The sequence below is a fragment of the Maridesulfovibrio sp. FT414 genome, assembly GCF_050916235.1.
GTDB lineage: Bacteria > Desulfobacterota > Desulfovibrionia > Desulfovibrionales > Desulfovibrionaceae > Maridesulfovibrio.
Genome location: NZ_CP104854.1, coordinates 276979 through 302511 on the forward strand (window position 1 = coordinate 276979; position 25533 = coordinate 302511).

Annotated in this window: 23 protein-coding genes, 2 tRNA genes and 1 riboswitch; of the genes, 12 read left to right on the forward strand and 13 right to left on the reverse strand. The window is 48.8% G+C overall.

Annotated elements, in window-relative coordinates:
- Positions 1-77 precede the first annotated feature (77 nt).
- Complete coding sequence (locus tag N7E73_RS01260; RefSeq protein WP_432736944.1) at positions 78-794, forward strand: class I SAM-dependent methyltransferase; 717 nt, start codon at positions 78-80, stop codon at positions 792-794.
- Between the two features lie 192 nt (positions 795-986).
- Here N7E73_RS01260 and glyA read toward each other — a convergent pair whose 3' ends face one another.
- The 3 genes from glyA to N7E73_RS01275 all read right to left on the reverse strand — a co-directional run bounded on the left by glyA (position 987) and on the right by N7E73_RS01275 (position 3512).
- Positions 987-2243, reverse strand: coding sequence for a serine hydroxymethyltransferase (glyA, locus tag N7E73_RS01265; protein ID WP_432736945.1), 1257 nt, complete (start codon positions 2241-2243; stop codon positions 987-989).
- A 60-nt stretch (positions 2244-2303) separates the two neighbouring features.
- Positions 2304-2391, reverse strand: a riboswitch (ZMP/ZTP riboswitch).
- A gap of 71 nt (positions 2392-2462) precedes the next feature.
- Positions 2463-2900 carry a hypothetical protein gene (locus tag N7E73_RS01270; protein ID WP_432736946.1) on the reverse strand — a complete coding sequence of 146 codons (438 nt, stop codon included), beginning with the start codon at positions 2898-2900 and terminating at the stop codon, positions 2463-2465.
- A gap of 189 nt (positions 2901-3089) precedes the next feature.
- Positions 3090-3512 (reverse strand): hypothetical protein, encoded by a 423-nt coding sequence (locus tag N7E73_RS01275; RefSeq protein ID WP_432736947.1) that lies wholly within the window; start codon positions 3510-3512, stop codon positions 3090-3092.
- Between the two features lie 573 nt (positions 3513-4085).
- Between N7E73_RS01275 and N7E73_RS01280 the strand changes: the two genes are divergently transcribed.
- The 5 genes from N7E73_RS01280 to N7E73_RS01300 all read left to right on the forward strand — a co-directional run bounded on the left by N7E73_RS01280 (position 4086) and on the right by N7E73_RS01300 (position 10029).
- Positions 4086-4961 carry a hypothetical protein gene (locus N7E73_RS01280; RefSeq protein ID WP_432736949.1) on the forward strand — a complete coding sequence of 292 codons (876 nt, stop codon included), beginning with the start codon at positions 4086-4088 and terminating at the stop codon, positions 4959-4961.
- A gap of 106 nt (positions 4962-5067) precedes the next feature.
- On the forward strand, positions 5068-6075 hold the full coding sequence (locus N7E73_RS01285) for a hypothetical protein (protein WP_432736950.1): 1008 nt from the start codon (positions 5068-5070) through the stop codon (positions 6073-6075).
- Between the two features lie 15 nt (positions 6076-6090).
- Positions 6091-7335, forward strand: a complete 1245-nt coding sequence (locus N7E73_RS01290) for a tetratricopeptide repeat protein (RefSeq protein ID WP_432736951.1) — start codon at positions 6091-6093, stop codon at positions 7333-7335.
- On the forward strand, positions 7336-8751 hold the full coding sequence (locus tag N7E73_RS01295) for a hypothetical protein (RefSeq protein ID WP_432736952.1): 1416 nt from the start codon (positions 7336-7338) through the stop codon (positions 8749-8751).
- Positions 8752-8856: 105 nt separating this feature from the next.
- On the forward strand, positions 8857-10029 hold the full coding sequence (locus N7E73_RS01300) for a hypothetical protein (protein ID WP_432736954.1): 1173 nt from the start codon (positions 8857-8859) through the stop codon (positions 10027-10029).
- A gap of 127 nt (positions 10030-10156) precedes the next feature.
- Here the strand turns inward: N7E73_RS01300 and N7E73_RS01305 are convergent, their stop codons facing one another.
- Complete coding sequence (locus N7E73_RS01305) at positions 10157-11035, reverse strand: LysR family transcriptional regulator (protein WP_432736955.1); 879 nt, start codon at positions 11033-11035, stop codon at positions 10157-10159.
- A 132-nt stretch (positions 11036-11167) separates the two neighbouring features.
- On the opposite strand from N7E73_RS01305, the gene N7E73_RS01310 reads away from it, so the two are divergent.
- Complete coding sequence (locus N7E73_RS01310) at positions 11168-12418, forward strand: APC family permease (protein WP_432736956.1); 1251 nt, start codon at positions 11168-11170, stop codon at positions 12416-12418.
- Positions 12419-12769: 351 nt separating this feature from the next.
- Complete coding sequence (locus N7E73_RS01315) at positions 12770-13762, forward strand: ABC transporter substrate-binding protein (protein WP_432736958.1); 993 nt, start codon at positions 12770-12772, stop codon at positions 13760-13762.
- Positions 13763-13819: 57 nt separating this feature from the next.
- Here the strand turns inward: N7E73_RS01315 and N7E73_RS01320 are convergent.
- Positions 13820-13896, reverse strand: a tRNA-Met gene (locus N7E73_RS01320).
- 86 nt (positions 13897-13982) lie between these two features.
- Positions 13983-14873, reverse strand: coding sequence for a LysR family transcriptional regulator ArgP (locus N7E73_RS01325; RefSeq protein ID WP_432736959.1), 891 nt, complete (start codon positions 14871-14873; stop codon positions 13983-13985).
- Between the two features lie 100 nt (positions 14874-14973).
- Here N7E73_RS01325 and N7E73_RS01330 point away from each other — a divergent pair, with 100 nt between their 5' ends.
- Positions 14974-15594: a LysE/ArgO family amino acid transporter gene (locus N7E73_RS01330; RefSeq protein WP_432736960.1), complete on the forward strand. Its 621-nt coding sequence runs from the start codon at positions 14974-14976 to the stop codon at positions 15592-15594.
- A 115-nt stretch (positions 15595-15709) separates the two neighbouring features.
- Here the strand turns inward: N7E73_RS01330 and N7E73_RS01335 are convergent, their stop codons facing one another.
- The 6 genes from N7E73_RS01335 to dhaK form a co-directional block, all read right to left on the reverse strand.
- Complete coding sequence (locus tag N7E73_RS01335) at positions 15710-16021, reverse strand: AzlD family protein (protein WP_432736962.1); 312 nt, start codon at positions 16019-16021, stop codon at positions 15710-15712.
- Positions 16021-16743, reverse strand: a complete 723-nt coding sequence (locus N7E73_RS01340; protein WP_432736964.1) for an AzlC family ABC transporter permease — start codon at positions 16741-16743, stop codon at positions 16021-16023. Before N7E73_RS01340 ends, N7E73_RS01335 begins: the two co-directional genes overlap by 1 nt.
- Before the next feature lie 226 nt (positions 16744-16969).
- A complete protein-coding gene (locus N7E73_RS01345; RefSeq protein ID WP_432736965.1) occupies positions 16970-17980 on the reverse strand; it encodes an alpha/beta hydrolase family protein in 1011 nt (336 codons plus the stop codon).
- A 243-nt stretch (positions 17981-18223) separates the two neighbouring features.
- Entirely contained in the window at positions 18224-20713 is a 2490-nt protein-coding gene (gene ptsP / locus N7E73_RS01350) for a phosphoenolpyruvate--protein phosphotransferase (protein ID WP_432736966.1), read from the reverse strand.
- A gap of 147 nt (positions 20714-20860) precedes the next feature.
- Positions 20861-21484 (reverse strand): dihydroxyacetone kinase subunit DhaL, encoded by a 624-nt coding sequence (gene dhaL / locus N7E73_RS01355; protein ID WP_432736967.1) that lies wholly within the window; start codon positions 21482-21484, stop codon positions 20861-20863.
- 173 nt (positions 21485-21657) lie between these two features.
- Positions 21658-22716, reverse strand: a complete 1059-nt coding sequence (gene dhaK, locus N7E73_RS01360; protein WP_432736968.1) for a dihydroxyacetone kinase subunit DhaK — start codon at positions 22714-22716, stop codon at positions 21658-21660.
- Between the two features lie 446 nt (positions 22717-23162).
- On the opposite strand from dhaK, the gene N7E73_RS01365 reads away from it, so the two are divergent.
- Positions 23163-23801 carry a PEP-CTERM sorting domain-containing protein gene (locus N7E73_RS01365; protein ID WP_432736970.1) on the forward strand — a complete coding sequence of 213 codons (639 nt, stop codon included), beginning with the start codon at positions 23163-23165 and terminating at the stop codon, positions 23799-23801.
- 132 nt (positions 23802-23933) lie between these two features.
- On the opposite strand, the gene N7E73_RS01370 is transcribed toward N7E73_RS01365, so the two are convergent.
- Positions 23934-24010, reverse strand: a tRNA-Met gene (locus N7E73_RS01370).
- Between the two features lie 88 nt (positions 24011-24098).
- On the opposite strand from N7E73_RS01370, the gene N7E73_RS01375 reads away from it, so the two are divergent.
- Together N7E73_RS01375 and N7E73_RS01380 are read left to right on the forward strand one after the other, a co-directional pair.
- Positions 24099-24833, forward strand: coding sequence for a glycosyltransferase family 2 protein (locus N7E73_RS01375; RefSeq protein WP_432736971.1), 735 nt, complete (start codon positions 24099-24101; stop codon positions 24831-24833).
- The gene (locus N7E73_RS01380; RefSeq protein WP_432736972.1) at positions 24830-25519 is read left to right on the forward strand and encodes a TVP38/TMEM64 family protein; all 690 of its coding nucleotides are present in this window, start codon (positions 24830-24832) and stop codon (positions 25517-25519) included. Before N7E73_RS01375 ends, N7E73_RS01380 begins: the two co-directional genes overlap by 4 nt.
- The last annotated feature ends 14 nt before the right edge of the window (positions 25520-25533 follow it).

Below are 25533 nucleotides of genomic sequence, written 5' to 3' on the forward strand. Positions count from 1 at the left end.
TAGCAGATTTTCAGTAGATCTCGCGTATATAAAGTTGAATTAAGCCAGCCTCTGGCTGGTGAGAAGCGAGGATCTGAATGAAGGATTTTCTGAAATACGTTGTAGACCCTGAGCATAGAAAAAAGCGGTTATACGAACGTAGCGGCAATTACCTTGAATACCTGAAAAACCCTTTAAAAATTTACTTCAAGCACAAAGCAGAAGGCAAGGCCCGGGAAATATGTGCCACCCCGGAGGTTCGAGGAATTGCGAAAAGGATTTCCAGCTATGAAGGGGAATACAAGAAATACCGAGACCTCAAGCGGTATATAAAAATGAACCTGCGCAGAATCTACGAGCTTGGCCTTGATAAAAAGACAGGACTCCAGATTCTGGACATAGGTTCAGGTGCCGGCTTTTTTTCTTTTCTGGCGAGAAAGTTCGGACACACCTCTCAGGGACTTGACCTCCCTTTTGTTGAGATTTTCAACATTCTAATCAAAGAGTTCAATGTTCCACGCTGGGAATGCAGCATTGACCCGCAAACCCCCATAACCATCAATAACGGTCGAAAGTTCGATCTTATTGTAGCTTACGCAATATGCTTCCACATGGTAGGTGACAGAGTCTGGACCAGGGAGGACTGGCACTTCTTCCTCAATGACGTCAAAAACAACCTCATCAAGCCCAGAGGAAAAATGCGCCTCTGGTTCAACAACTATCCTCACGGAGACTACGAGGACGTAAAAAACAAGGTGCTTGATTCAGGACTGAAAATAAAACTTGGACACAAAACGATAGACATATACTTCTGACCTGCCGCAAGACGCCCCATCAATTAGGCACAATCAGGCAAGATGTTCGCACACATCTGCAAGGTGTAAAGTAATATTGCAACGATCACAAAAAATCCCTCATCCAAACCGGATGAGGGATTTTTACTTTCATCTGTCCGGAACTCCCGGGGTGCACAGAGTTCCGGACAGCATGGGAAGGAGTGATGTTTTTCAGATTCCCGGAACCGGAAACCTTGAGCAGAAAGATTCGATCTCTGTTCTGGTGGTGGCAGCCAGAGCCTTATCTTCGGGATTGCTGAGTATCCGTATTATCCAGCCAGCCAGCTTGACCATGTCGGCTTCTTTCATGCCGCGGGTGGTTGCGGCGGGAGTACCGATCCGGATACCGCTTGGTTTAAGAGGAGGATTGGGGTCATCAGGGATGATCTGCTTGTTGGTGGTGATGGATACAGCATCAAGAATCTCTTCGGCAATTTTGCCGTTAATGCCGAAGCTCTTTTCAGTATCGAGCACCATCATGTGGTTGTCGGTGCCGCCGGTGACAAGGGACGCACCGGCTTTGGTCAGTTCGTCCGCCAGGGTTGCGGCGTTTACAAGCACCTGCCTGCCGTATTCCTTGAATTCAGGCTCAAGGGCCTTCTTCAGGGTGACTGCAATACCGGCAATGGTATTCATGTGCGGTCCGCCCTGCAGTCCGGGGAAAACTGCCTTATCGATCATCGAGGCAAAGTCCTTTTTACAAAGGATCATGCCCCCGCGCGGGCCGCGGAGGGATTTGTGAGATGTGGTTGTCACAACGTCAAAACCGAAATCAAATGGGTTGCGGATGACGTCTGCAGCAATAAGTCCGCCATAGTGAGAGGCATCGGTCATGGTTATAGCGCCGACCTCCTCTGCGATTTCTTTGAACCGGGCATAATCCAGATCGCGGGGATAAGAAGTATACCCGCACAGAATCATTTTGGGCTTGTTCACAAGAGCTGTCCTGCGCAATTCATCGAAATCGATCGAACCGTCAACCGGATCAGTTTTATAGCGGATAAAGTTGAAAAGCTTGCCCATGAAGGATACAGGAGCGCCATGAGTAAGGTGACCTCCGTGAGAAAGGTCCATGGCAAGAATGGTATCGCCGGGCTCAAGCAGTCCAAGATAGACAGCCTGATTCATTGGAGAACCGGAAAGAGGCTGAACGTTGGCGTGCTCGCAGCGAAAGACCTGTTTTGCACGTTCACGGGCTATATCTTCGATGGTGTCGGTAAATTCCTGACCGCCGTAGTAGCGTCTGCCGGGATAACCTTCGGAGTATTTGTTTGTGAAAACACTGCCGAGGGTACACAGAACTTCGGGGTAGGTGTAATTTTCAGAAGGGATGAGTTCAATCCCGGCTTTCTGGCGCGCTTCTTCGCCGGAAAGGGCATTGAAAATGTCTGAATCGTTTTTCTGGAGAAGGTCTCGATATTGCTGCATGGGCACTCCTTTAGGTTGAACCTCTTGCAAGAAGAGGAAAGGATACACGTCCTGTATGAAGGACGAGGCCCAGGCGAGCGGCTGGATAACTGATTCCGTGTTTCCCTGTGGTTGATTCCACATTACATCGCCAGTTGCACGGAATATGTATTCAAAAAACTGACTACTTATTAGCAGCCCAACTGATCACTGTAAACAGTTTTTTCCACAATACCCCTATTATGGCTGGGACAATTTATAGCGAATGCGCAGCACTCCATCTTCAAAGTCATGGGAAACCATCTGAAATACTCCGATTTCATTAGAGTTTTCCACATGATCGCCAATACAAGGACAGGCATCAAAATCGCCTATATTAATAACCCGAACACTTGTCACCCCTTCGGGCAGACGGGTAAGATTAAATCTGGCACCAGCCTCTTCAAGACTGATCATCTGCTCAGTTACTTCAAGATTCGAAGCAATGGCCTCGTTCACGGAACTTTCAATCTCGCTGACTTCCTGTTCGCTGATGGCCCGATCAAACCTGTAATCGCATTTGGATTTTTTCTTGTTGATATGGGCGCTGAAACAACGGTCACAACCGAACTTGCGAACCATGACCTGATTAAGAATATGTTCTGCCGAATGCATGCGCGGCTGATACTCTTTTGCCATAATAAACTCCTTTGTTTAAAAAATTACGGCCTGCATTTCCCCCAAGCCCATCAAAGTGATAGTCATATTACCTTTTCAAACCAAACACAACTTTGCCTGAAACCAGGAGCACAATAAAAAGATCGCGGAAATTTAATAACTTCCGCGATCTTGGCAATCATATTCTGCCCCCCTAAAAGGGCGGCGTGTCTATCGGGCAAACTTGCGTCTCAGGAAGCCGAGTACACCAAGCCCGCCAAGCATAATTACAGCTGCACCGGGAATCGGGGTGGGTGCAACGTTGGAGACAGCGGTTACGGTTACATCCTTAAGCGTAAGCTGGGTGTATCCCCAGTTATTGCTGAAGGCGGATTCATACAGCTGATCAATAGTTGAGCCGACCTTAAGGCTGGCCAGATCTCCAGTCCAATTGTTTATTGCCAGATATGACTGGCTGTTTCCAGCCTGAGAATAAAACCCGTTGTAGTACGGATCGAGATAACTGTACTGAGAGGTGGTCATACCATCAAGAGCCCCTGCATAAAGAGATGCATAATATGAACCTCTTTGTTCCTTGGGCTTTCCGCTATTTCCAATCGTAAACCCTGTACGGTCGGTATCGATCTCAATCACATACTGAATCTTTGCACCGACACCAATATTAGCAGACCCAGCTAGATTTCCAGAGTCAGAAATAGAACTGACGGTAGCATCTAGAGTCAAGTAATAAGGTGCTGCATAAGCAAGTCCCGGTACTGCCAACAGCAGTACAAGACAAATCACCATATATATCTTCTTCATAACATTCTCCCGACCTAATAATTGTTATCTTTTCTATAAAATAGCCTCGCCCAGCCCGCTAGTCAAGTAATACAGGCTTCAGAAAGCATAATTTCCGGGACAGAACAATCCGAACTTTAACTACACGGATCTAAAGTTCAATGCGGCAAATAATGCCAGAACAACCATATTTTTGACCATAAGCGACTCAGAAGCAATTATAATGCCTAAACTTCGTCAAGTTCATTGCAAATCTTAAACAAATTATTCCTGAGATAAATGATCCGCAAGCTTATCCAGCTCAAACTCAGAATAAGTATATCGGATTAAAACTTTTCAATATTTTTGGCCTTATTGGGTTGTAAAAGGCATCACATTTAGATAACAAATCACTGCTATATTGTTTCAGGGAGGTTCTTTGTTGAGATGTATCGTTTCTTTTCACTTCTATTAGTTGCTATAGTCTACCTTAATATCCTTACACCCGCTCTGGCTGCCGACCTGCCACGAATCCTTATTTTAGGGGACGATCGCAGTCCGGAAACCATTGCTCGTGACTCACGGCCTTTCACACAGGTGCAAAATGAAATTGCCAATGCCCTGTTGAATGATGGGTTCGACGTCAAGGACGAGGTGGCTCTGTCGATGGATTCCCATGTTCAGGGACAAAAGCGTCGCAGTGAAGCAGAACTGCTGCGAGTTGCCAAAGATCTGGGAATCGATATTGCTGTAATCTTTTCAGTATACCCCAACATGAAAAGGACAGAAAATTCCATGCGTATCCATCCAAGAGTGGAAGGACGCCTTGTCTCCGTCTTTGACGGGTCAAGACTTGGAAATTTTGACCTCAAATCACAATTGTCCAGACCGGTTGAAAAACCGTATGCACGCAATGAGCAGCAGGAGGCCCTCGCGGAAGTGTCAGGTCTGCTGGGCAAGGAAGTCGGGGAAGTGCTGACCGAACGGCTTGCACAATACGTTGACGCTGAAGGCGGCATGCTCAAGGAATGGGTTCTCATAATTGACGGGTTCAACAATTATGAGGTGATGGACATGGAAGACATTTTCAGGACCTTCGGCGGATACGACTCGCACCGCATCAAATCCAACGCCCAGAACCGCAACGGGCACAATGAATTCTTTTACAAGACCAGTGCCGAATCAGCAGTACTCAAACGAGACTTGGTTCGGATGCTGGGCCAGATCGGGGCCAAAGGATCCATAAACGTATCCGGCCTTTCCATACTCATTGCCAAAGGTCGGGGACTTAAAAGCAGAATGAACCAGCAGAACAGCTGGTAAACCCATCTGAAGAACAAGTTACCAGAAGGACCACACTCTTCGGCCGGTCAATCTCCTGATCAGGTCGATGAATTCATATTGTATACATTCATATCTGGAGGAAAATATGAAGTTAAGCAGACTCATTGTTGTGGGAAGTGCGATATTCTGTATTGCGCTGTCGGGTTGCGCATACAAGCGTCCCGTGCCAAATGCCAAGGTCAATTTCGAAGTCCCTTCGAAGCTGTCAATCATCAAAAAGGATTCACTGCTGCGGATCATCCCTACAAAGAGCGGCAGGAAAGAGACTCCTGGATTTGCGGAAGACCTAGAAGCAAGACTTAACAAGGCCGGATATTTCAAGGTCGGAAATAACGATAATCCGCGTTATGTCCTTAACCTTGACACTTTCTGGGCTGACCGCTGCGATAATGCAAAGGATGCCGATTACAACATTAGATTCTCCAAGGAATCAATTACTTATAAAGACGGCAGCGGATATGAATACATGACCAGCAGCTATGGCACTTCCTATACTGCTTCGCTTGTCGGGGCGGTCAGCATCTACGAAGTAAAGAACATGAATCCCCTTGCCTACTTCAACGTGGCTGCAGAAGACACGCAATGGGTCTGGGCGCCAAATGCGCGGGCAGCAAAAGTAAATTGCAACACCAAAGGCGCACAGGCCAAGTTGATGACCGAGATAATCGACAGCATCAACGGCCTCCTGTCTAAAGAACGTCGCGATGTGCCTGTCATCATTCCTTCCGGAGGTGATGCAGAAGCCAAGAACCTGCTGATGAACAAAAACGTCAAGCAGGCCCATGCAAGACTTGAAACTCTCCTGCCTCCTGCAGAGCTGACCGAACTTTGCCCTGCACTTTACGATAAATGGGACAAAGAGGCTGAAGAAGCCCAGACCCCCAAACGGGATATGGCTGAGGATTTGTGCAACTACTATCTGCTTTTCATGGCCAAAGAGGCCCGCGGTATTTCCGAGCAGAGTGCTGTTGCCATCCACGATGGGTACACCCGCATCCTGTTGCTTGCCAACGACAAGTCACTGATTGAAGCGGCCGCCGATTCCATGGCCAGACTGGAAGAAACTTCGAAACGCCTGGGCATCAAGCTGTAAAAGGAAGGCATATCCATGATGAAAAACAAGTACACCATCGGACTGAATATCTTTCTCGTTTTGATAATTCTTACCGCAACAGGGTGCAAATCAAGCAAGAGAATGGTTTATGCTGACTACATCATGCCGCCAAAGGCTGTATCAGATGTAACCCAAATTCAAAAACTGATCATAGACACTCCTTCCATCACTATCGAGCGTAACGGAATTGACCGGAAGACATCTGCAACCATCTCAGATGTGTTTTCAAACACCCTGGTCAACAATTTGAGCTCAAAGCTCTACTATAACGGGTACATCAAGGCTGCCGATGAAGTTTACGGCGACTGTGACGGCCTGACTCAGGTACGTAAGTGCATGGCAAGATCACGGCACGGATATGATGTCAAAATTGTCCCTGCGCGCCGTACGGCAAAGCTCAAAGTTGATGTAAATATCAACTACACCAGAAGTCAGGGAACCGATACAATCAACACTACGTTGGTCACCCAGAACTACTCTGTGGCTTTCAATGAAGACGGTGTTCCATACGCCGAAGCGGATACGCCTACCTACCGGTATGTAAGCAGTAATGTTCCCTACATTAACATTAAGGCAAAAGGCAGTCTGACCTGCAGTGTCTACGACTACACAGGCAAAAAAATCTACTCCAGAGTGTTCGATGACCTGGAATTCGAGAAGAAGGCCGGCGGTGATTCCGGCAGCAATGCCGAAGCCCCCTATCCCGAAATAGCCCAGTCGCTCTTCAACGATGCCATCGGCAAAGTTGTAACCGACATATCCCCCCACCGGGAGTCCCGCGCCCTTGTGGTCAATGAAAAGGGAGACTCCTCAGTTGTGGCATTGATCAAAGGCACCGCATTCTATGACGCCAAAAACATGCTGGGAGCCATTCTCGATTCAGCTAACGAGAAAATCGAGAAGGAATCCGCCGAAGCCAACCTGAAATACGACCAACTGGTTGCCGAGGCTGTCGAACCTGAGAAGAAAACAGCCCTTGAGCAGGAAAGGGCTGAGGCGATTGTCGATATCACAAAAAGCTTCTCACCGGATTTCGAAAACATGGGCATCATCCTCGAAATTGTCGGAGACAGAAACGATGCCCTTGAATACTACCAGTTGGCCGCCAACGCTGACCCCCAGAATGAATCTGCCAAGGAGTCTCTTTCCAGAATCAAGGAAATGATGGCCGCTTCAAGCCTGGTTAAGGATCCCACTAAAACAGACAACTACAAGCAAGCTAAATTCCAGGAGAACTAAATGCGTAAATATCTTTGCATAACCATACTGCTTGCCATTGCCTGCCTGAGCTCCGGCTGTACGCAGAAAGTAAAGATCAACCTGATCAAACCGGGCGAGATCAAAATAAGCGGCCTGAGCAAAATTGCAGTGCTGCCGTTCAACTCCGTAAAGCCCAACATCGCTGCCGGAAAATACTGCGCAACCCAGAGGGTCTGTGACCTTACCCGGCGCTGTGTAACGGACACCCTCTACACGGAACCGTACTTCCAGCTTGTGGACCTCGACATTGAAGAAACTCTCACCCAGATTAACAAAGGAGCCAGACCGGAAAACCGTCTGGATGGAATACTTTACGGCCAGGTCTGGTGGCAGGTTTCCGATGAATACAAGAACTTCTCTCCCTGCAAAATGAACCTGCGCAAGTGGAGAACCGTAAAATATGTCTGCGGAACCAACGATGATGGGTCCGTCAGATACTGCACTACAACCATCACCACCCAGGACAAAGACGAATTCTACAAAGCCCACTACAGAGCGGTAACCGCCACCCTGATGATGAGCCTCAACCTCTACAGACTGACTCCCAACGGTCAGGTTGAAAAGGTCGCCCAGATTTTCGAGGTAGGACGTAAACCGGCTGTAATCTATAACGGTGCGTATTCCACCGAGCTCAAGCTTATAGGATTTGAGGAAGCCAAAGACCGTACCGCAACCCTGAAGACTTCTGACGGCTTCACTTTCGCTGCCCTCTCTGAAATGCTGGGTGTAAGTGCCAAATCTGACGAAAAGTCTACTCTCGACACCGAGGTAAGCCAGAACAACGATAGCATCCCTGCCGCTCTGAACCTGAAGAACTCCCTTGCACAGGCAGTTGCCAACCGTCTGAAAATGGTCATCCAGCCTCATTCCGAACCATTTGACATCGTAATGCACGGCAAGGACAAAAAGTCCCAGACTATGTTCATGACTCAGGCCTACCGCGGACTTACCAAATATCTGGCCCTCAAAATTGCTGATAACAACGGCGATCTTGCAGACACCCTCCTTGAAGACCTTGTCTTTGAGGATGTCGCAAAAGAAGCTCTCCTCAGGAAACTCAAAGCAGAGCATGAAGCCAAACAGGCAGAACTGCCTGCAGAGCAAAGGCAGCCCTTTGTAGCCCCAGAGGAAGCAGAATTGACCAAGGATGCCAAATCCTATCTCGACGGCATGACCAGTGACATCTACAACATGGCCCTCGCCCTTGAAGGTCTCGGCGATTTCGATCGATCCCTTGAGATTTACCGTTATGCCTTCAATGAATACGAGAACACCGATCAGGATATTGCCGACGGAATCGGGCGCTGCTCACTGGCCCTCGACATGGCCGTGAGGGTGGACGAAGCTGTTGGAGCCAAGGAAGACGCCAAGAACAACACAAGACTCAAAAAATAGGAGCTCAATGTGATTTGCCGAGTCTTCCGGACAACAGTGCTGTTAATGGTAGCCTTTATTCTTCTTGCAGGTGCGTCTACAGGACAAGCCTTCGAGGATGTAGGCGTGTCGGTCAGCATTAAGGGAAAAAGTAGTTTTGCGGTCAAGAAACAGGCCAAACTTCTGGCTGAAAAACAAGCCATCACAAACTACCTTAAACGCGTCAGTCCTGCCGCAGGATCTCAATGTGAACAGCAACTCATTGATGACCGTGCGGCACTGATCCAGCGGATAAGTCCTCAGGGAATAAGCCAGGTCGGCGATTCCGTGGAGGCATCCTATCTGGTGCGCATTGATGATGAAAAGTTCAACTACAGGCTGGAGGAACTGGGTTGCGGGTCGCAATCCGGCGCAGCCGAGGTTGTAATTCTGATCATGGAAGAACCGCCGACCGCCGGGGACATTGCCATGATCCTTAATGATGCCGATGCCAGCGGAACCCGTGAGCTCCGCGGACTTGGGCCGTTTGTACTCTACTACACCTCCTACCAGCGGGCCATTCGGGATGCCATCATCTCCAAGGCCAACATGGAAGGACTCAAGCTCACAAGACTGGACACGGTTGACGACTTCCAGAAGATGAAGATGTCGCATGACGACCCCATGGTAGGTGTATACTTCGACACTGAAAATGAGGACTTCGCACTCAACCAAAGACTGATCAAAGAGGTTAAGAGAAAATTTGCAGGCAAGAGCACTATCATTCTCTACTACAGAATTGCCTCACTCTACTTTGATCAGGTGCAGCGCGAACTCAAGGCCGCCATTGCCATATCCATGCACGATCTGGATACCGGAGAAACCAAATCCGTCGGTGAACAGGACTTCATGGTCATGATCCCTGAAGGACAGCCCGGACCGGCAATTCGCGACGGTCTGTCCGAAGTGGCGTCCAACGCGGCTTCACTGCTCATGAACCGGGCCAAGAAGGAAGCCAGAAGGATGTCCTCCATCGCCCAGAAGCGGGCACAGACACAAAACAAGAGTGCAGACCTGACCACAGTGAACCTGAAGTTGAGCTCAAAACGGAACATGTACAAGGTTATGAAAGCCCTGTCCCCTGCCTCGGTAAAAGACTCCGGCATGCAGGGAGAGGAGCTGGTAATCCACCTTACCTCCGGCACATCTGCTGAAGACTTTGTCTTCGTGGAACTTCTTGGACTCATTGAAGGAATGGGAATAAGCATCCCGGACCAGAACATCCAGTTCAACGATAAGCAGGTTACTATCAGACAATAATAACCTGCAGACAACACGATATAAGAAAAGGGACGCCACGATTTTCGAGGCGCCCCTTTTTATTTTAGGACGGGTCACGGGCCAGATTTTAAAACTATCAAAATCACTCTAGCAGCAAGATGCTGGATCAAGACTTCCAGGACAAGGCCTCTTCTTCAGCGATACGGATGAATTCGAACATGGCCGGGGAAATCCATTTATCCTTATGACGCACAAGCTGAATCTTGACAGGGTTAGGATCATTCCACGGGACAGACTTCAGCAGCCCCGAATCAAGCTCCTTGCGGACAACAACCAAGGGCAAAAATGAAACGCCGATATTACATAGTATGTACTGCTTGATTACTTCCACACTTGCCGTTTCGATTATGCTTTCGGCCCTGAAACCACGCTCCCGAAGCAGATTCTCAAATATGATTCGATAACTGCAGCCCTGTTCAGTGTACAGTACGGCATGAGAGCCCGACTCAATCAGGTCATCAGCCGGATAATCCCGAGGCATGACCAGTGCCATGGGCTCAACACTAAGTACACGGCAGACAAGGTCTTCCTCACTTCGCTCCCGATCCAGAATTATAGCCATATCAAGTCTGCTCTCACGAAGTTCCTGACGCATCTGTGGACAGGTCAAGCTCTGCATCACCACTTCTACTTTGGGATACACTGTCTTGTACCGCTGCAAGACCGGAGAAAGACGATAAAGCATGGTCGACTCCGGCACTCCGATGCGCAACGTTCCCGAAGGTTCTGCAGATTTATGTTTTAAACGCAGCATATCCTCGTAACTGGAAAGCAGGACCAGTGCATGCTGATAGACCAGTTTTCCGAAGGAGTTCAGCTGCACCTTTTTTCCAAGACGATCGAAAACCGGCTGTCCGTAATATTCCTCTAGGGCTTGCACGTGAGAAGTAATCGATGACTGAGCATAATTCAGACTCTGTGCTGCTTTGATAAAGCTTCCCTGCTCTACAACAGTTTTGAAACTCAAAAAATTTCTTATCTCCATTGCTCCCCCTGGATATGTCGAAAGTCTACCTGACCCTTATCTGCTTTACCGAACATTACAATCTAATAATTCCGTTTTGTCGATAAGCAGTCCTATGCTAACTATGCCTGAAATCAAACTGAGGTATAAATCATGGAAAATAAAAAGATGGGACCGCTTCAATTAAGCGGATTGCTGGCCGGCGCAGTGCTGGGATCTGGAATAATACTTCTTCCGCCGCTGATCCATTCCCGGATTGGAGACTGGTCGGTATGTGCCTGGGTAGCCATCATGGCACTTGGAGCCGTCTTCGCGGGACTTTTTGCAAAACTGGCACTGAAATATCCGGGCAGTGAAGGCGTTCCCATAGCCGTACGCGATGCTTTCGGAACAAAGGCCGGACAACTTGCCTCCAACTGTCTAATCTGTGCGGTCTGCGCCGGACCTGTGGCTGTTCAGATAACTGCCGCAGATTCAATTGTCCATGCACTGAGACTTTCCCCGGACACAGCCCCGGCTATCTCTGCTGTAATTGTTGTTTTCTGCGGTCTCCTGCTTCTGCGAAAAATAACTGCCGTAGGAAGCATAGCTTTGGCATCAAGCATCGCAATCGGTACGGTACTTCTGGCAGGCAGCGTAACTTCACTTATCAAAGTTCCTGTTTCCCCCCTACCGAACTCTCAATTCTTACTCCCGGATATGGGCCGGACACTCCTGTTGATGTTCTGGGCCATCATAGGCTGGGAAGTCATCGGCAATTATTCTATGGAGGTACGTAGTCCCAAACGCACCATTCCACAGGCTACTGTCATTGGCGTAGTAACGGTCAGCGTAGTTTATATACTAACCGGCTGGGCCCTGCATTCCTCCACCTCCCAAGCAGGAAAGTCCGCTCCTTTGAGTGTTGCGCAGGTTGTTGAACCGTTACTTGGGTCATGCTCAGCTCTCGTAATCATGATTATCACCTGCGCACTATGCATCTGCACTTACTTAATGGTCGTGGGAGGAGTTTCACGCCTTGTTGCAACACTTGCACACGAAGGCAAGCTTCTTCGGCCCCTGGCTGTAAAGAACAAAAATGAGGCACCGCTTGGAGGATTGCTTGCTTTTCTGGGAATTCACATAACCGACCTGCTCCTTGTACATTTCAAAGTCATCTCACTGGAGCAGTTGATAGCTGTGGCCAATGTTTTTTTCCTGGCTAATTCGCTGATAGCTATCATGGCTGCAATGAAAATATTCAAAGGAGCAGGCATCCGAATTCCTTGCATGATATTGTGCATGGGATTCTGTACCTTGCTGGCATTTTCATCAGCAGTCCCCCTTTGCCTGCTCGCAATGGTTTCAGCCGCAACCATTATGAGAAACAACCGCAACCAAGCTGAAGCACAACAGAAAGTTTAGCTGAAGCAGACGTTTACTGTGTTTTTGTCGATCCGGTTTAACTATTGCGCAGTTAAAAAACACGAAACTTCAGTTCGTTACAATCGTTTTACCACCAGCAAAAAACCAGAGCATCATCGAAGATTTATTCAGTATTTTATAGCTTTTGAACTGACCATTACTTGCGCGTCACTGTAAGATACGGCTGGAACTCGACAACTGCTCAGGGCATACATCCAAAAACAGCTTCATTTAATTTTTTATTCTCCGGCAAAAAAGTGATATGCTTTAAATAAGCTTAAACTTTCCGGCAGTTCAAAGAGACTGAACAAGGTTGGAAAATTATCGGGACCGAGACATAGAGGTGATGCTGTGAAAAAATATCCACTTGTCATTATGATTGCCTTTCTGCTTTTTCTCCTTGCTCCGACCAAGGTGCATCCTCAAAAGAAAAAGATATTGATCATCGACAGCTACCACAGCAGCTACCCGTGGACCAGCGCCTGTATCAAAGGTCTTAACGAATATATCGCACCTGAATATGATAAAATTTATTTTGATATGGACACCAAGAGGATTCCGCAGGATCAGTTCAAGACCAAGGCAAAACAATGCATGGACATTTTCCATAAGGAAAAACCTGACCTTGTCATTACCATGGATGACAATGCCCTTAAATATTCAGGGCAAAGAATAAGCGCGACCGGAACCCCTGTCGTGTTCATGGGTATCAATCAGAATCCGCGTATATATTTCGCTAAGAACAAGCTGCCCCATAATGTTACAGGGATACTGGAACGGCCACTTTTAAAAAGATCTCTTTTAGTACTTAGTAAAATATACGGGTCGGCAAATTTCCTCTTGATGATGGACAATGGAATGACCTCACAGGCAATAATTGAAACATCATTACAAGGAACTGATCGAATAAACTACAATTCATGTGAGATGGATTTATTCACAACCGACAATTTCAACGATTGGAAAAAGAAAGTCCTCAACCTGAACACAAACAAATATAAGGGGATAATTATCTGCAATTATGCGGCAATGCGAGATGAGTCCGGTCAGCATGCAGCTATGAATACAGTTTCTACCTGGACCAGCGCTCACAGCAAAGTTCCTGTTTATGCACTTTGGGAATATTCCCTCGGTAAGGGCAAGGCTGTTGGCGGGCTGGTAATGAGCGGATACTACCAAGGTAAGGCAGCAGCTGAAATGGCAAACACCATTTTAGCAACCGGCAGGATTCCCCCGGTCCAGATTCCATCGCAAGGAGTTCTGACCTTCAGCAAACATGAACTTTCACGCTGGGGAATCCTTTTACCCCATGAACTCAGCTCACGGGCAAAATTTGTGGAATAATGAATGAACAACAAAAAAGGCCCAGCCATTTGGCTGAGCCTTTCTGATGAAGCATGGTGGTTGCGGGGGCAGGATTTGAACCTACGACCTTCGGGTTATGAGCCCGACGAGCTACCAAGCTGCTCCACCCCGCGTCAACTGAAAGCATGTCTACATGTTCAGCCTTCGCCTGTCAACAGCAATCTTAAAAATATTTAACTTATTTTAAAAACTATAATTTTTAAGATCGCAATGATCCATTGAAATACTGAACGAGAGTACGGCGCAACCCTTCAAGCAAAAGGGTTTCCACGTTCCATGAATGCCAGAAAAGGCTTACCGGCACCCGCCCGTCAGGAACAAATTCGACCAGCCTGCCGGAAGCAAGTTCCTCCCCTGCCTGAAATTCAGGAACCATGCCGTAGGCAAGTCCGCGCAGGATGACATCCACAAACGACTCCGAAGACGGCACATAAAAAATGGGATGAGAAATAGCCTGTCCCGGGAAAACCTTTTCAAGCATCATGGCTTGGGTCTCATCCTTGCGGTTGAAGACAGCCGCCGGGGTTCTGCGCACATTATCCGCAGTAAATCCGGTACCGAACCACTCATCACGAAATGAAGGAGTGCACAGACACAGGTAATTGAAAGTAGTCAGGAACTCACTGCGGCAACTCCTGACCGTTTCCCTTCCGGTTCCGATGCAACCGACAACCTCACCGTTCTTGAGCATTTCATAGGTCCGGTTCTCATCGTCCACGTATAGATCGAGCAACACCTTGTTCGCCTTCAGAAAATCTTCCACAGCCTCAAGGAACCACGTGGCAAGGCTGTCTGCATTCACACCTACCGGCAGGGTCAGAAAATCGTTCGAACCATTCAGCCCCAAAGTTTCACCCAGCTCATACTCCATCAGACGAACCTGTCGCAAATGCCTGATCAACCGTCGCCCTGCATCCGTGGCCTGCGGCGGAGAGGACCTCACCACCAACACCTGCCCGAACTGTTCCTCCAGGGTACGTATTCGTTGCGAAATAGCTGATTGCGTTAAATTGAGCTTGCGGGCGGCCTTGTCAAATCCGCCCTCCTCAACCACAGCCGCCAATGCTTCAAGAAATTTATTGTCCAACATGTATATACATTAGTAAAACTTATCATAAATGAAAATGTTTAATTTTACTAATTTAAAAGCTGTGTCTACCTTGGTGGAAACATCAAGAGGAGCTTACACAATGTCCATAATTATACCATATATGCAGGGATTGGGAACCGGGGCAGGACTGATTATCGCCATCGGGGCTCAGAACGCCTTTGTACTGTCGCAGAGCATAAGGAAGAACCATCATCTGACCATCTGCCTCGTCTGTGCACTTTGCGATGCGGTACTCATAACACTTGGAGTTCTAGGGACAGGAGAACTTATCGCCTCCAATCCCATGCTGCTGAAGCCTGCGGCATGGGGCGGCGCGGCTTTCCTGCTCTGGTACGGACTCGGCGCGTTTCGTTCCGCAATAAAAGGCGGCAGGCTTGATGACGAGGACGTTGCTGAAACAAACATCCGGTCTCTCATCCTGCTGACACTGGCCATAACCCTGCTCAACCCGCATGTGTATCTTGATACCGTTATCATGGTGGGATCAATGAGCGGACAATTTGCCGGGGATGGTCGTTACGCGTTCGGCTTCGGGGCCATAACCGCATCCTTCATATGGTTTTTCACTCTCGGGCTTGGCGGACAGGCCCTAGCCCCATTGTTTAGAAAACCACGGACATGGCAGGTTCTGGACACCTTCATCGGAATAACCATGTGGACCATAGCCATCAGTCTGGCCCAGAAAGGCCTCAACGCCTAATCGTCAATCTACCCAGCAAAAAAATAACCTCCCTGAGAATCGAAGCAGATCTCCAATTCTCAGGGAGGTTGAATTCAGATTTTTTCCGAAGACATTGCCAAATAAAATATTCGGACTAAAATCCGGCCTGCCGACCTAACGCAACCACAAGCATTCCCATAAACATCGCCAGGAAAACGTTTTTGGTTTTGAATGCGACTGCGACAGTCACAATTCCACCGGCAAAGCCTATAACCCCTTCATTGAAAAAGCCGGGAGCTGCAAGGGAAATAAGGATTGTTCCCGGTAGAGCATTTAGCACCCGCCCTATCCGTCCTCCGGAAGGAAGACAACCGGCCAGCATAAGTCCTCCGACACGCATTAAATACGTCGCCATTGAGGCAAGAACTATGACAATCATTGCGCTATCGTGGCTGTACAACTCCATTATTCATTCTCCCGCACTTCACAAGGCTCAACAACGCTTGAACTTTCATCTTTCTCAACTTCCGGAAGAAAAACCGACGAAACAGCGCCGAGAATTCCGCCGACAAGAATGTACCACTTGCCGGGAACAACGTGTTCCGTGACAACCGATGCTGCAATCGCCACCACCCACGGGATTGCATCCTGCCTGCCCTGCCAGAGGGAAACAGCCAACGCCGAAAAAACTGCCGTAAAAGCAAAATCGAGTGCAAGCACCCTTGGGTCTGGGATAATTCCTCCCAGATACATACCGGCCATTGTCCCACAACTCCAAACGAACATGAGCAGCATCCCGCCGCCAAGCAGGTGAAAAACATCTCCTTCACCCTTGCGTGCTGCAACCATGGTCATGGCCCAGTTTTCATCGGCCACGAAATGCATAATCCCCAGCCGCTTCAAAATCCCCTGCCCGGCGAACAGGTCCTTTAAAGAAGCCCCGATCAGGATATAGCGAAGATTAACTACAGCAGCCGCAACCGCCATTTCCAGAACCGGCAGCGGCGCAGACCACATATCCACAAGTACAAACTGGGCTGACCCTGCAAACATGAAAAGGTTGAGGGCCATCATATGGGTCCAGGCTACGGACTTCTGGGAAGCCAGCACACCAAGAACACTGCTGTATGCAATCACACTGGGCAGCAACGGAACATTTGCCCGTACGCCACGATAAAAACCGTTCATAAATTACCCCTGAAATAATGAAGATAGGCGATATAAACTTGAGGAACTAGATAATATTTGTGAACATGAAACCATGAAGAAATGAACAGATCAGGCAAATGTAATCGGTACAGAAAAAAGACTTCGGTAATTCAGACAGTTAATTATTACATTAAACACCAGTCATACATTCAAGAACAATACATTCAAGAAAGCAACATCTGAACAAAATCACACCACTCTCATTTTATTTGAACGCAGCATTCAGAAAATCACGGATGTAGTTGAATAATTCATCGTGTATCTCTCGACGTGTTTTTGATCCGCCGTCAATACAAACAAACTCTTCCCCATCCTCTGCAAGGATTTCAATCCCCTTCGGCTTGCATACCTGCATGAAACTGAAGTGCGCTGCCCCCTCTATTTCTTTGTAACTTACTTGAGCTGCCAAATCGTTCTTCCGTGGCAGGATATGTGTAGACGGCGAAACATTCCGATCCAGGGTAGCACCGATAATCAAAGTCGGGACTTTGATACGGTGCAAAGAATCGCCGGTAAAGGATTCCATAAAACCAGGAGCAATTGCTATAATTCCCGTAAACCGTTTATCATTTAAATCCACTGATGATTGCCCAAAATACTTACCGTCCAAGCAGGTGAAGGCTGGTCTGAAATATCTGCAGGAATTATCGTCATGGGCACTGCAAAAATCCAAATACTGATGCATATCAAGCCGTGCCCCGGCCAGAGCAAGAGAACTGTACCCACCGAGCGAGTATCCGACAGCCAGAACTCTCTTGCGGTCTATATAATCTTTAAATCTGGACGTAAAAAGTTTATCAAGAATAAAGCTCACATCCTTGGGCTGATCCCATGCCCTGATCACTGAATACGGTGTTGCATCTCCCGTGGTATAGTCTGGGTGATCTGCTGCGATGACAATTGATCCGCTGTCGGCAAGACGTTCAGCCAGCCATGACAAGTTCCTCCAGTTGCCTGAGGTTCCATGAATCAAAACGAACACCGGAAATTGGCCCTGACTTATTTCGCCGTCCTTTACAGCTTCAAACCCTTCAAAGACTACATTTTCAGCATAACGCGAGGATTTACCTCCGACACATGGATACCATATATATGTTTTGAGAGTTCGACCACGCGCTGAATCTGTAAATTGTGTTTGGGTAATCCCTACAGCGCCCTGCGCAGGAATAGCTGAAAATATAAATAAAATTGCACAAAATAATATGTATGATTTCATTGTAATACCTTTTCAAATTATTGATAATGATAACTGTATTTCATTCACTTATATAAAACAATATCAATCTAACCATACAATTTATTTCTCCCCATTGTCATACGCGATAGCACGGCCTAAAATTTCTATAATACGGTAGTTCGTAAAAAAAAAGACCTGCCCAAATGGACAGGTCTTTTTTTTAAATATTATCAACTGCTACTGTTCATGCCAAATCCGGCAAAAACAATCGTCTTCCTGAAATCAACCTAGAAGCGCTCGAACCTCATCCGCAGATTTGGCAGCCAGGGCTTTGCCGGCCAAGACACGGCATTCACCCATGGTAACGGAACGGATTGCTTCCTTTACGTCCGGAATAGCCGGTCCGTTCATGCTCAACTCATCAAGTCCAAGCCCAAGCAGCAATGCTGAAGCCTTGGCATTTCCTGCCAGCTCTCCGCACATACCCACTTCAATCCCGGCCTTTGCAGCTGCTTCGCAGGTCATGGCAACCATGCGCAGAACAGCCGGATTAAGATTATCGCAAAGCTTGGACACAGAGGCATTACCCCGATCCGCCGCCATGACGTACTGAGTCAGATCGTTTGTGCCTATGCTGAAGAAATCACTCATAACGGCAAGCTTGTCCGCAACTGCCACGGCGGACGGAACTTCAATCATGATTCCTGTCTTGACCTTTTCTGCGATCTCAACGCCTTCGGCAATCAATTTTCCACGGACAGTATCCTTGAATTTCAGAACACCTTCAAGTTCCTCAACATCGGAAATCATTGGGAACATGATCCAGATATTCTCCTGAGTTGCGGCCCGGAGCAGTGCACGGAGCTGAGTCCTGAAAAGCTCGGGACGGGCCATGCAGAAACGCACGCCGCGTTCTCCGAGAAAAGGGTTCTCCTCCTTAGGCGTATCCAGATACTTCACCGGCTTGTCTCCGCCAATATCAAGAGTGCGGATTATGACCGGATTACCGCGCATGGCCTGTGCGGCCTCCACGTAAGCGTCAAACTGTTCGCCCTCATCTGGGGCCTGTTCGCGATCCTGAAAAAGAAATTCCGTACGGAACAGCCCTACTCCCTCGGCACCATACTCCAACACGCGGGAAGCATCAGCCGGAATCCCGATGTTACCCATGACCATGATCGAACGACCGTCAACGGTTACCGCAGGCTCAGCTCCCTTGAGTTTGGCAGCATCACGCTCGGCAAGCCATGCAGCTCGTTTTGCGGAGACTTCGTCCTGCACTTCCTCATCCGGAGCGATCCAGACCTTTCCTGCAAAACCGTCAAGGGCTATGGTGCTGCCGTCTTTAAAACGGTGCACAACATCACCAACTCCGATAACGGCAGGAATGCCCATGGAACGGGACAAAATTGCGGCATGAGAGGTTACTCCTCCAACTTCAGTAACCACCGCCAGGACCTTATCAAGATCAAGACCGGCCACATCGGAAGGAGAAAGATCGTGAGCCACAATTATTGCCGCACGATCGAGCACAATGCCCCTGTCCTCTTCACCGCAGAGGATACGCAGCACCCGGCCGCCGCAGTCCATAACATCTGCAGCTCTGGCTTTCATGTAGACATCGTCAAGATTGCGGTAGCCATCAGCCATGGAGGTCATCACCTCCAGCCAGACTGATGCGGCGTTGACTTTACGAGATTCAATCTCCGCTACAGCCTTGTCACGCATGTCCTGATCACTGAGGATGAGGCCGTGAACTTCGAAAATAGCAGCGTTAGCCTTGCCGGCAGTCTTCTCGGTGTCCTTCTGCAGGGCCTTGATTTCAGTCAGGGCATCGGCAATGGCCTGATCAAGCAGGGCTATCTCTGCTGCAGTATCAACAACTTCAACCTGTTCCACATCAGGAAGACTGGCCTGATGGACGTAAGCCGCGCCCACAGCATAACCGACGGAACCGGGAGCGCCGCAGACAACACCGTCCACAACTGACACATGCACGGATTCCTCTGCGGAAACCAGCATGATGTCCTCATCCCGTTCACCGAAATTATCTTCATGCAGCACCTTGAGCGCGCCTATAGCTTCATGGGCATCAGCCCCGCAGGCAGTTACGGTGATGGTATCACCGTTCTTTACAGCAAGCAGAGCGACCTGATTGATGCTCTTGGCAGAGGCGGACTGGTCTCCCTTGCGTACGGTAACGCTGCACTTGAATTTACCGGCAGTGGCAACAAGGTTTGCAGCCGGACGGGCATGCAGGCCCATCCTGTTCAAGATGAGCATATCCATACTGACTTCTTCACCCTCGGCAGCATCAGCCTGAACCGAGACCGGAGCAGCTACGCTTTCACCGGTAATGGGCGCAAGCTGCTGAATCTTCACGTTCAGGGCGGCACCGGCCTCCCTTCTTACCTCCTGAAGAGAAGCACCTACGCTGGCCTGTACGGCCGCCGCCATAGTTCCTTCCACAATGGGAGCGGAACAGAGCAGAACCTTTTCCTTAACCTCATCAGGCAGAAAATCCAGAGCGGTCTCGGCACTCATCAGGGCACTGCCGAGGTCCATAATAACCAACACGCCGTCTTCAGACTGTGCAGCCACAGACTCGATAGCCATCATGACTTTCATAGGATCAGTTCCGATGGGATTGTCCGGGTCATCAATTCCGCCGGCAGCCTCCATTACAACGGAACCGCGGGTCATCTGCTCTGCCAGCTCAAGAACACCCTGTGCCAGAGTCTGACTATGCGAAACAATAACTAATCCAACCATTTTAATTATCTCCGGAAATTGCGCCCTGCCGTTCATGTGGTCAGGACCAGATATTTGAAGTGCAAGGTATTGTGTATAAAATGAATATGCCTCCGGCTGATCTGCCGGAGGCGTACTTTATGAAAGACCGGCCTAAAAAGAATAAACCTAGCCGAGAACTTCTTTCAAAGTCTCAAGCATGTAGTAGGAAGAAGTCGCGCCGGGGTCCTGATGACCGATTGACCTTTCGCCGAGATAGCTGGCGCGTCCTTTTCTGGCCTGCAGGGGAATGGTGGCAGCAAGAGCCTTCTCACCGACCGGAAGTGCGGCATCAACTATTGCCACAATGTCGGAACCGTTGCCGACTTCAGCATTTATGGTTTCAAGTACGGGTGCCCAGAGGTCGTACATGGTCTTGTCGCCAAGAACAGGTCTTCCGCGCTGGAGAATCCCTTCAACACCGGCCTGAATGAACTTCTGAAAATCTTCAGGGGTAAGTTCTTCCTTACCGCCGAGCAGCATTCCGCCCTTCATCCAGAAAGTACCGTACAGAGGGCCGCTTGCTCCGCCTACACTGGACATGAGGGTCATACCCACAGTCTTGAGGATAGTGCCGATATCCTTGTCTTCCACAGTGGGAAGCTTTTCCATTACCTTGCCGAAACCGCGGTTCATGTTGATTCCGTGGTCGGCATCGCCGATGGCTGCATCAAGTCCGGTAAGATAATCCTTTTTATCAGCATATACGTCATTAAGTCTGCCGAGCCAGGCGATAAGCTGGGCCTTGTTCATATCTGATCCTCCAGATGGTGACGCCACTGGCAAAGAGGGCATCGTGATTGTTAAACAGTTGTACCGCGAATGAAGCGCGTGCATTAGCTGGCGTCAACCCTTGAAAACCTTAACGCAGGCGCAGAAGGGTTCCTCCCGCGCCTGCGCTGTATTCATTATATTTTTGTTAAATCCTACCAGACCATGCCGGGAGTCTTGACCGGCGCATCCCAGAACTTCAGCATTTCATCATCAACCTTCAGCAGGGTGATGGAGAAGCCCTGCATTTCCAGGGAAGTGATGTAGGGTCCGATGAGGTTGCGTACGATTTTGAGGCCCTTTGCCTTGCAGACTTCGTCAAGCTTTCTGTAAATGGCATACAGTTCGGAAACCGGAGTTCCGCCCATGCTGTTGACGAATGCGATCACATTGTCGCCTGCTGCGAAAGGTTCGTCGGTAAGGACTTTTTCTGCCCACTGCTCACCGTCCCACTCACGCACGGTGCGAGTGTAGGCAGGATCGTCAATGATCTGCTCGGCAGCATACTGGGTCATTTCGTCGATGGACTTGATGGGCATGCGATGGGTTCCGGGCTCACCGTGGATACCGATACCCATTTCCACTTCGCCTTCACCAAGTTCAAAAGTGGGCTTGCCTGCAGCAGGAACAGTGCAGGAAGTAAGAGCGACACCGAAAGAACGACCGAACTGGTTCACCTTGCGGCAAAGATCGGAGCATTTTTCGAGATCATAACCGGCCTCAGCAGCGGCACCCACAATCTTTTCAGCCAGAACAGTGGTTCCGACACCGCGCCTGCCGGCAGTGTAAAGGCTGTCCTTAACTGCAACGTCGTCGTCGATGAGGATATTCTGGACCTTGATGCCTTCGGAGGCAACCAGTTCGGCAGCAGCTTCGAAGTTCATAACGTCGCCGGTATAGTTTTTGACCATGAAAAGAACACCTTCGCCGCTGTCTACGGCCTTGGCGCATTCGTACATCTGGTCAGGAGTGGGGGAAGTGAAAACTTCACCGGGGCAGGCACCGTCAAGCATACCCTTACCGACAAAACCGCCGTGCATAGGCTCATGACCGGAACCGCCGCCGGAAACAATGGCGACCTTACCCTTTACCGGGGCATCGGCTCTGTAAACATAGTAGGGATCAAATTTCACTGTCAGTTCAGGGTGGGCCAGAGCCATACCCTCAAGCTGTTCCCGAACAACATTTTCAACATCATTAATCAGTTTTTTCATTGTAAAATCACCTCTAGGTTCTGGGTTTCCTTCCGTGTCGACAAACTAAATCAAAATTCAGTCGATGTCGATAAATGAACGTTTATTTTTTCAATTTCATTAACTTTATTTGCATTTTGTTTAATTTTGTTCACTTGCGAAAAATAAAAATTCCATATTTCTCGCCACGAAAGAAGCCACAACACAAATCAAAATGAATTTGCGACAAAAATTAGACACCATAAAAAACTGCTAACCCTCAACTCAAGGCAGGATAATCATTATATACAAGCAGACACAGAGCCTCATACTTCCGGTAAGCGGAAGATTAATAATTTTATTCAATTCCGAACGGCCAAAGACTAACTGAAATTAGTAATTTTTATCACTCCTACTTACACCTGTGAATTAGTGATTATATTAAGATTATGACGAGTGAATTTTCATCCCATATCCGGGAGGAAACCATGAAAACAACAATCATTATATCAATACTTTTGATATTGCTTACTACGGCTACTGCCGCACAGGCAATAACGATCAGTGGCTGGAGCCACCCTGACTATATTCAGGCTGACATATCAGCAACATATTCAGCAGGTGATTCAACTCTTCTTCTGACAGTCACCAACACTTCTCCTGCCACATCCGCGTTCCTGCGTGGACTTCTCTTCTCCGCTCCTGATGTCACCCTCAACCTCAGAAACGTTTCATATTACGCACAGTCAGTTCTGACAAATCCGACAGACGTGACAGACAACTGGTCAGTCGGCACGCCTGAAAGCTCAATCCTGAATGCTGAACCGATAAAGTATCATGAGGGAATAACTACAGCACTGTTCACCGGCAGAAACTTTGATGGAGGCAACCCGAACCTTGGATTGGAAACAGGCTGGACAGCCACCTTCCTGTTCAACGTGGAAGGCCAGATAAACCAGCCCCTCGGTGAATTTATTGCACGCTTTCAGAGCATAAACTATCTTGGTATAACTGGATCAGACAGTGATTTCGCTCACGCTGCTCCTACTCCTGTCCCGGGGGCAGTCTGGCTGCTTGGAGCAGGACTTATCGGACTTACAGGCTTAAGGCGCAGAATAAGAACCTGATACAAACAATGAAAACAAAAAGAGCCTCCGACCGGAATACAGGGCGGAGGCTTTCAACAGGTGCATCGCGTGAACTTCTGCAAATAAAAGAAAGGCTCAGCTATTTAGCTGAGCCTTTCTGATGAAGCTTTGTGGTTGCGGGGGCAGGATTTGAACCTACGACCTTCGGGTTATGAGCCCGACGAGCTACCAAGCTGCTCCACCCCGCGTCACTGTGAAGAGGGTTCTACATACCGAGCCGCTCAGTGTCAACAGCTATTTACAAATTTCTTAAATTTTCTTATCCCATCTCTCGATATGACAAACCACTATGAACTTTCACTCGTAATTCCTGTCTTCAATGAACAGGACAACTTACGAAAACTGATGCAGGAGATCGATTCGGCCCTTGAGCCGCTGGCGATATCCTATGAAGTTATCTTTGTCGACGACGGCAGCACAGATGCCAGCCTCGCCGTTCTGAAGGAACTGTCAGCCACATACACCAAAGCCAGATACATATCATTCGAGCAGAACCGGGGCCAGTCCGCCGCATTCTGTGCCGGGTTCGACGAAGCCCGTGCACCGCGCGTTGCAACCATGGACGCGGATCTGCAGAATGACCCCGCAGACCTCCCGGCTATGCTGAGACTTTACAACGAAGGACATCAGATGATTATCGGCTGGCGCATGAAACGGAGAGATGTCTGGATAAAAAGGATTGCATCCAAGATTGCCAACGCCATACGCAACCGCCTGACCCGCGAATCAGTCAAGGACACCGGTTGCTCTCTCAAGATCATGGATACCGAAATGGTACGGGCCATTCCGCGCTTCAACGGCATGCACCGTTTCCTGCCTACACTGATGAAAATGCAGGGAGCATCCGTTGCCGAAGTAAAGGTCAACCACCGAGCCCGCCATCAGGGTGAATCCAAGTACGGGACCATCGACCGGGCCATTGCAGGCAGCTACGACCTTTTTGGAGTGCGCTGGATCCAGAGCCGCCACTTCAGCTATAAAGTCAAAGAACGCAGCGAAGACAATTCATGAGTGCCCTGCAGAACGAGTCCAGGGTAAGCATCAAGGCCATGCTGAAAGGATTTACCATGCTCGCGGTTCTCGGGGCCGTGGTATACCTCCTGCGCTATGCAGGCCTTGCAGAGGCTCTTGATACCCACTGGATAGATGCACACGTACGCTCGCGGGGTCTTGTGGGAGTACTGATATACGTCGGCCTGGCAACTTTCTTTTCAGCAGTAGGATTCCCGCGTCAGGTAATCTGCTTCCTCGGCGGATACGCATACGGTTTTGCACTCGGTTCCCTGCTCGGGACAGTCGGAACAGGACTTGGCTGTGCGTGCGCCTTTATCTACGCACGTCTAGTCGGGCGTTCTTTCATCACACGCAAGTTCGGCAGACGCATCCAGAAAGTGGACGAATTCCTGAGCCGCAGCCCATTCAACATGGCCCTGACCATCCGCTTCTTCCCCCTCGGAAGCAACGTGGCGACCAATGTACTGGCCGGAGTGACAAGTATCCCGGCTCTGCCCTTCATTCTGGGATCATCGGTCGGGTATGTGCCTCAGAATGTTGTCTTCGCGCTGTTCGGATCAGGGGTTAACGTATCATCAACTGCGCAGATGATACTCGCTGTGGTCCTTTTTGTTCTCTCTTCCCTTCTGGGATTCAGAATTTACCGTAAATACCGCAATCAGGCTGACGCTGTGGTTGAATAGCAAGGATAGTTGCA

What these genes read in the sequence shown, in the direction of transcription:
- N7E73_RS01260 (WP_432736944.1), top strand. Translation starts at nt 78, where the DNA reads ATGAAGGATTTTCTGAAATACGTTGTAGACCCTGAGCATAGAAAAAAG.
- glyA (WP_432736945.1), bottom strand. Translation starts at nt 2,243, where the DNA reads ATGCAGCAATATCGAGACCTTCTCCAGAAAAACGATTCAGACATTTTC.
- N7E73_RS01270 (WP_432736946.1), bottom strand. Translation starts at nt 2,900, where the DNA reads ATGGCAAAAGAGTATCAGCCGCGCATGCATTCGGCAGAACATATTCTT.
- N7E73_RS01280 (WP_432736949.1), top strand. Translation starts at nt 4,086, where the DNA reads ATGTATCGTTTCTTTTCACTTCTATTAGTTGCTATAGTCTACCTTAAT.
- N7E73_RS01285 (WP_432736950.1), top strand. Translation starts at nt 5,068, where the DNA reads ATGAAGTTAAGCAGACTCATTGTTGTGGGAAGTGCGATATTCTGTATT.
- N7E73_RS01290 (WP_432736951.1), top strand. Translation starts at nt 6,091, where the DNA reads ATGATGAAAAACAAGTACACCATCGGACTGAATATCTTTCTCGTTTTG.
- N7E73_RS01295 (WP_432736952.1), top strand. Translation starts at nt 7,336, where the DNA reads ATGCGTAAATATCTTTGCATAACCATACTGCTTGCCATTGCCTGCCTG.
- N7E73_RS01305 (WP_432736955.1), bottom strand. Translation starts at nt 11,035, where the DNA reads ATGGAGATAAGAAATTTTTTGAGTTTCAAAACTGTTGTAGAGCAGGGA.
- N7E73_RS01310 (WP_432736956.1), top strand. Translation starts at nt 11,168, where the DNA reads ATGGAAAATAAAAAGATGGGACCGCTTCAATTAAGCGGATTGCTGGCC.
- N7E73_RS01325 (WP_432736959.1), bottom strand. Translation starts at nt 14,873, where the DNA reads ATGTTGGACAATAAATTTCTTGAAGCATTGGCGGCTGTGGTTGAGGAG.
- N7E73_RS01330 (WP_432736960.1), top strand. Translation starts at nt 14,974, where the DNA reads ATGTCCATAATTATACCATATATGCAGGGATTGGGAACCGGGGCAGGA.
- N7E73_RS01335 (WP_432736962.1), bottom strand. Translation starts at nt 16,021, where the DNA reads ATGGAGTTGTACAGCCACGATAGCGCAATGATTGTCATAGTTCTTGCC.
- N7E73_RS01340 (WP_432736964.1), bottom strand. Translation starts at nt 16,743, where the DNA reads ATGAACGGTTTTTATCGTGGCGTACGGGCAAATGTTCCGTTGCTGCCC.
- N7E73_RS01345 (WP_432736965.1), bottom strand. Translation starts at nt 17,980, where the DNA reads ATGAAATCATACATATTATTTTGTGCAATTTTATTTATATTTTCAGCT.
- ptsP (WP_432736966.1), bottom strand. Translation starts at nt 20,713, where the DNA reads ATGGTTGGATTAGTTATTGTTTCGCATAGTCAGACTCTGGCACAGGGT.
- dhaL (WP_432736967.1), bottom strand. Translation starts at nt 21,484, where the DNA reads ATGAACAAGGCCCAGCTTATCGCCTGGCTCGGCAGACTTAATGACGTA.
- dhaK (WP_432736968.1), bottom strand. Translation starts at nt 22,716, where the DNA reads ATGAAAAAACTGATTAATGATGTTGAAAATGTTGTTCGGGAACAGCTT.
- N7E73_RS01365 (WP_432736970.1), top strand. Translation starts at nt 23,163, where the DNA reads ATGAAAACAACAATCATTATATCAATACTTTTGATATTGCTTACTACG.
- N7E73_RS01375 (WP_432736971.1), top strand. Translation starts at nt 24,099, where the DNA reads ATGACAAACCACTATGAACTTTCACTCGTAATTCCTGTCTTCAATGAA.
- N7E73_RS01380 (WP_432736972.1), top strand. Translation starts at nt 24,830, where the DNA reads ATGAGTGCCCTGCAGAACGAGTCCAGGGTAAGCATCAAGGCCATGCTG.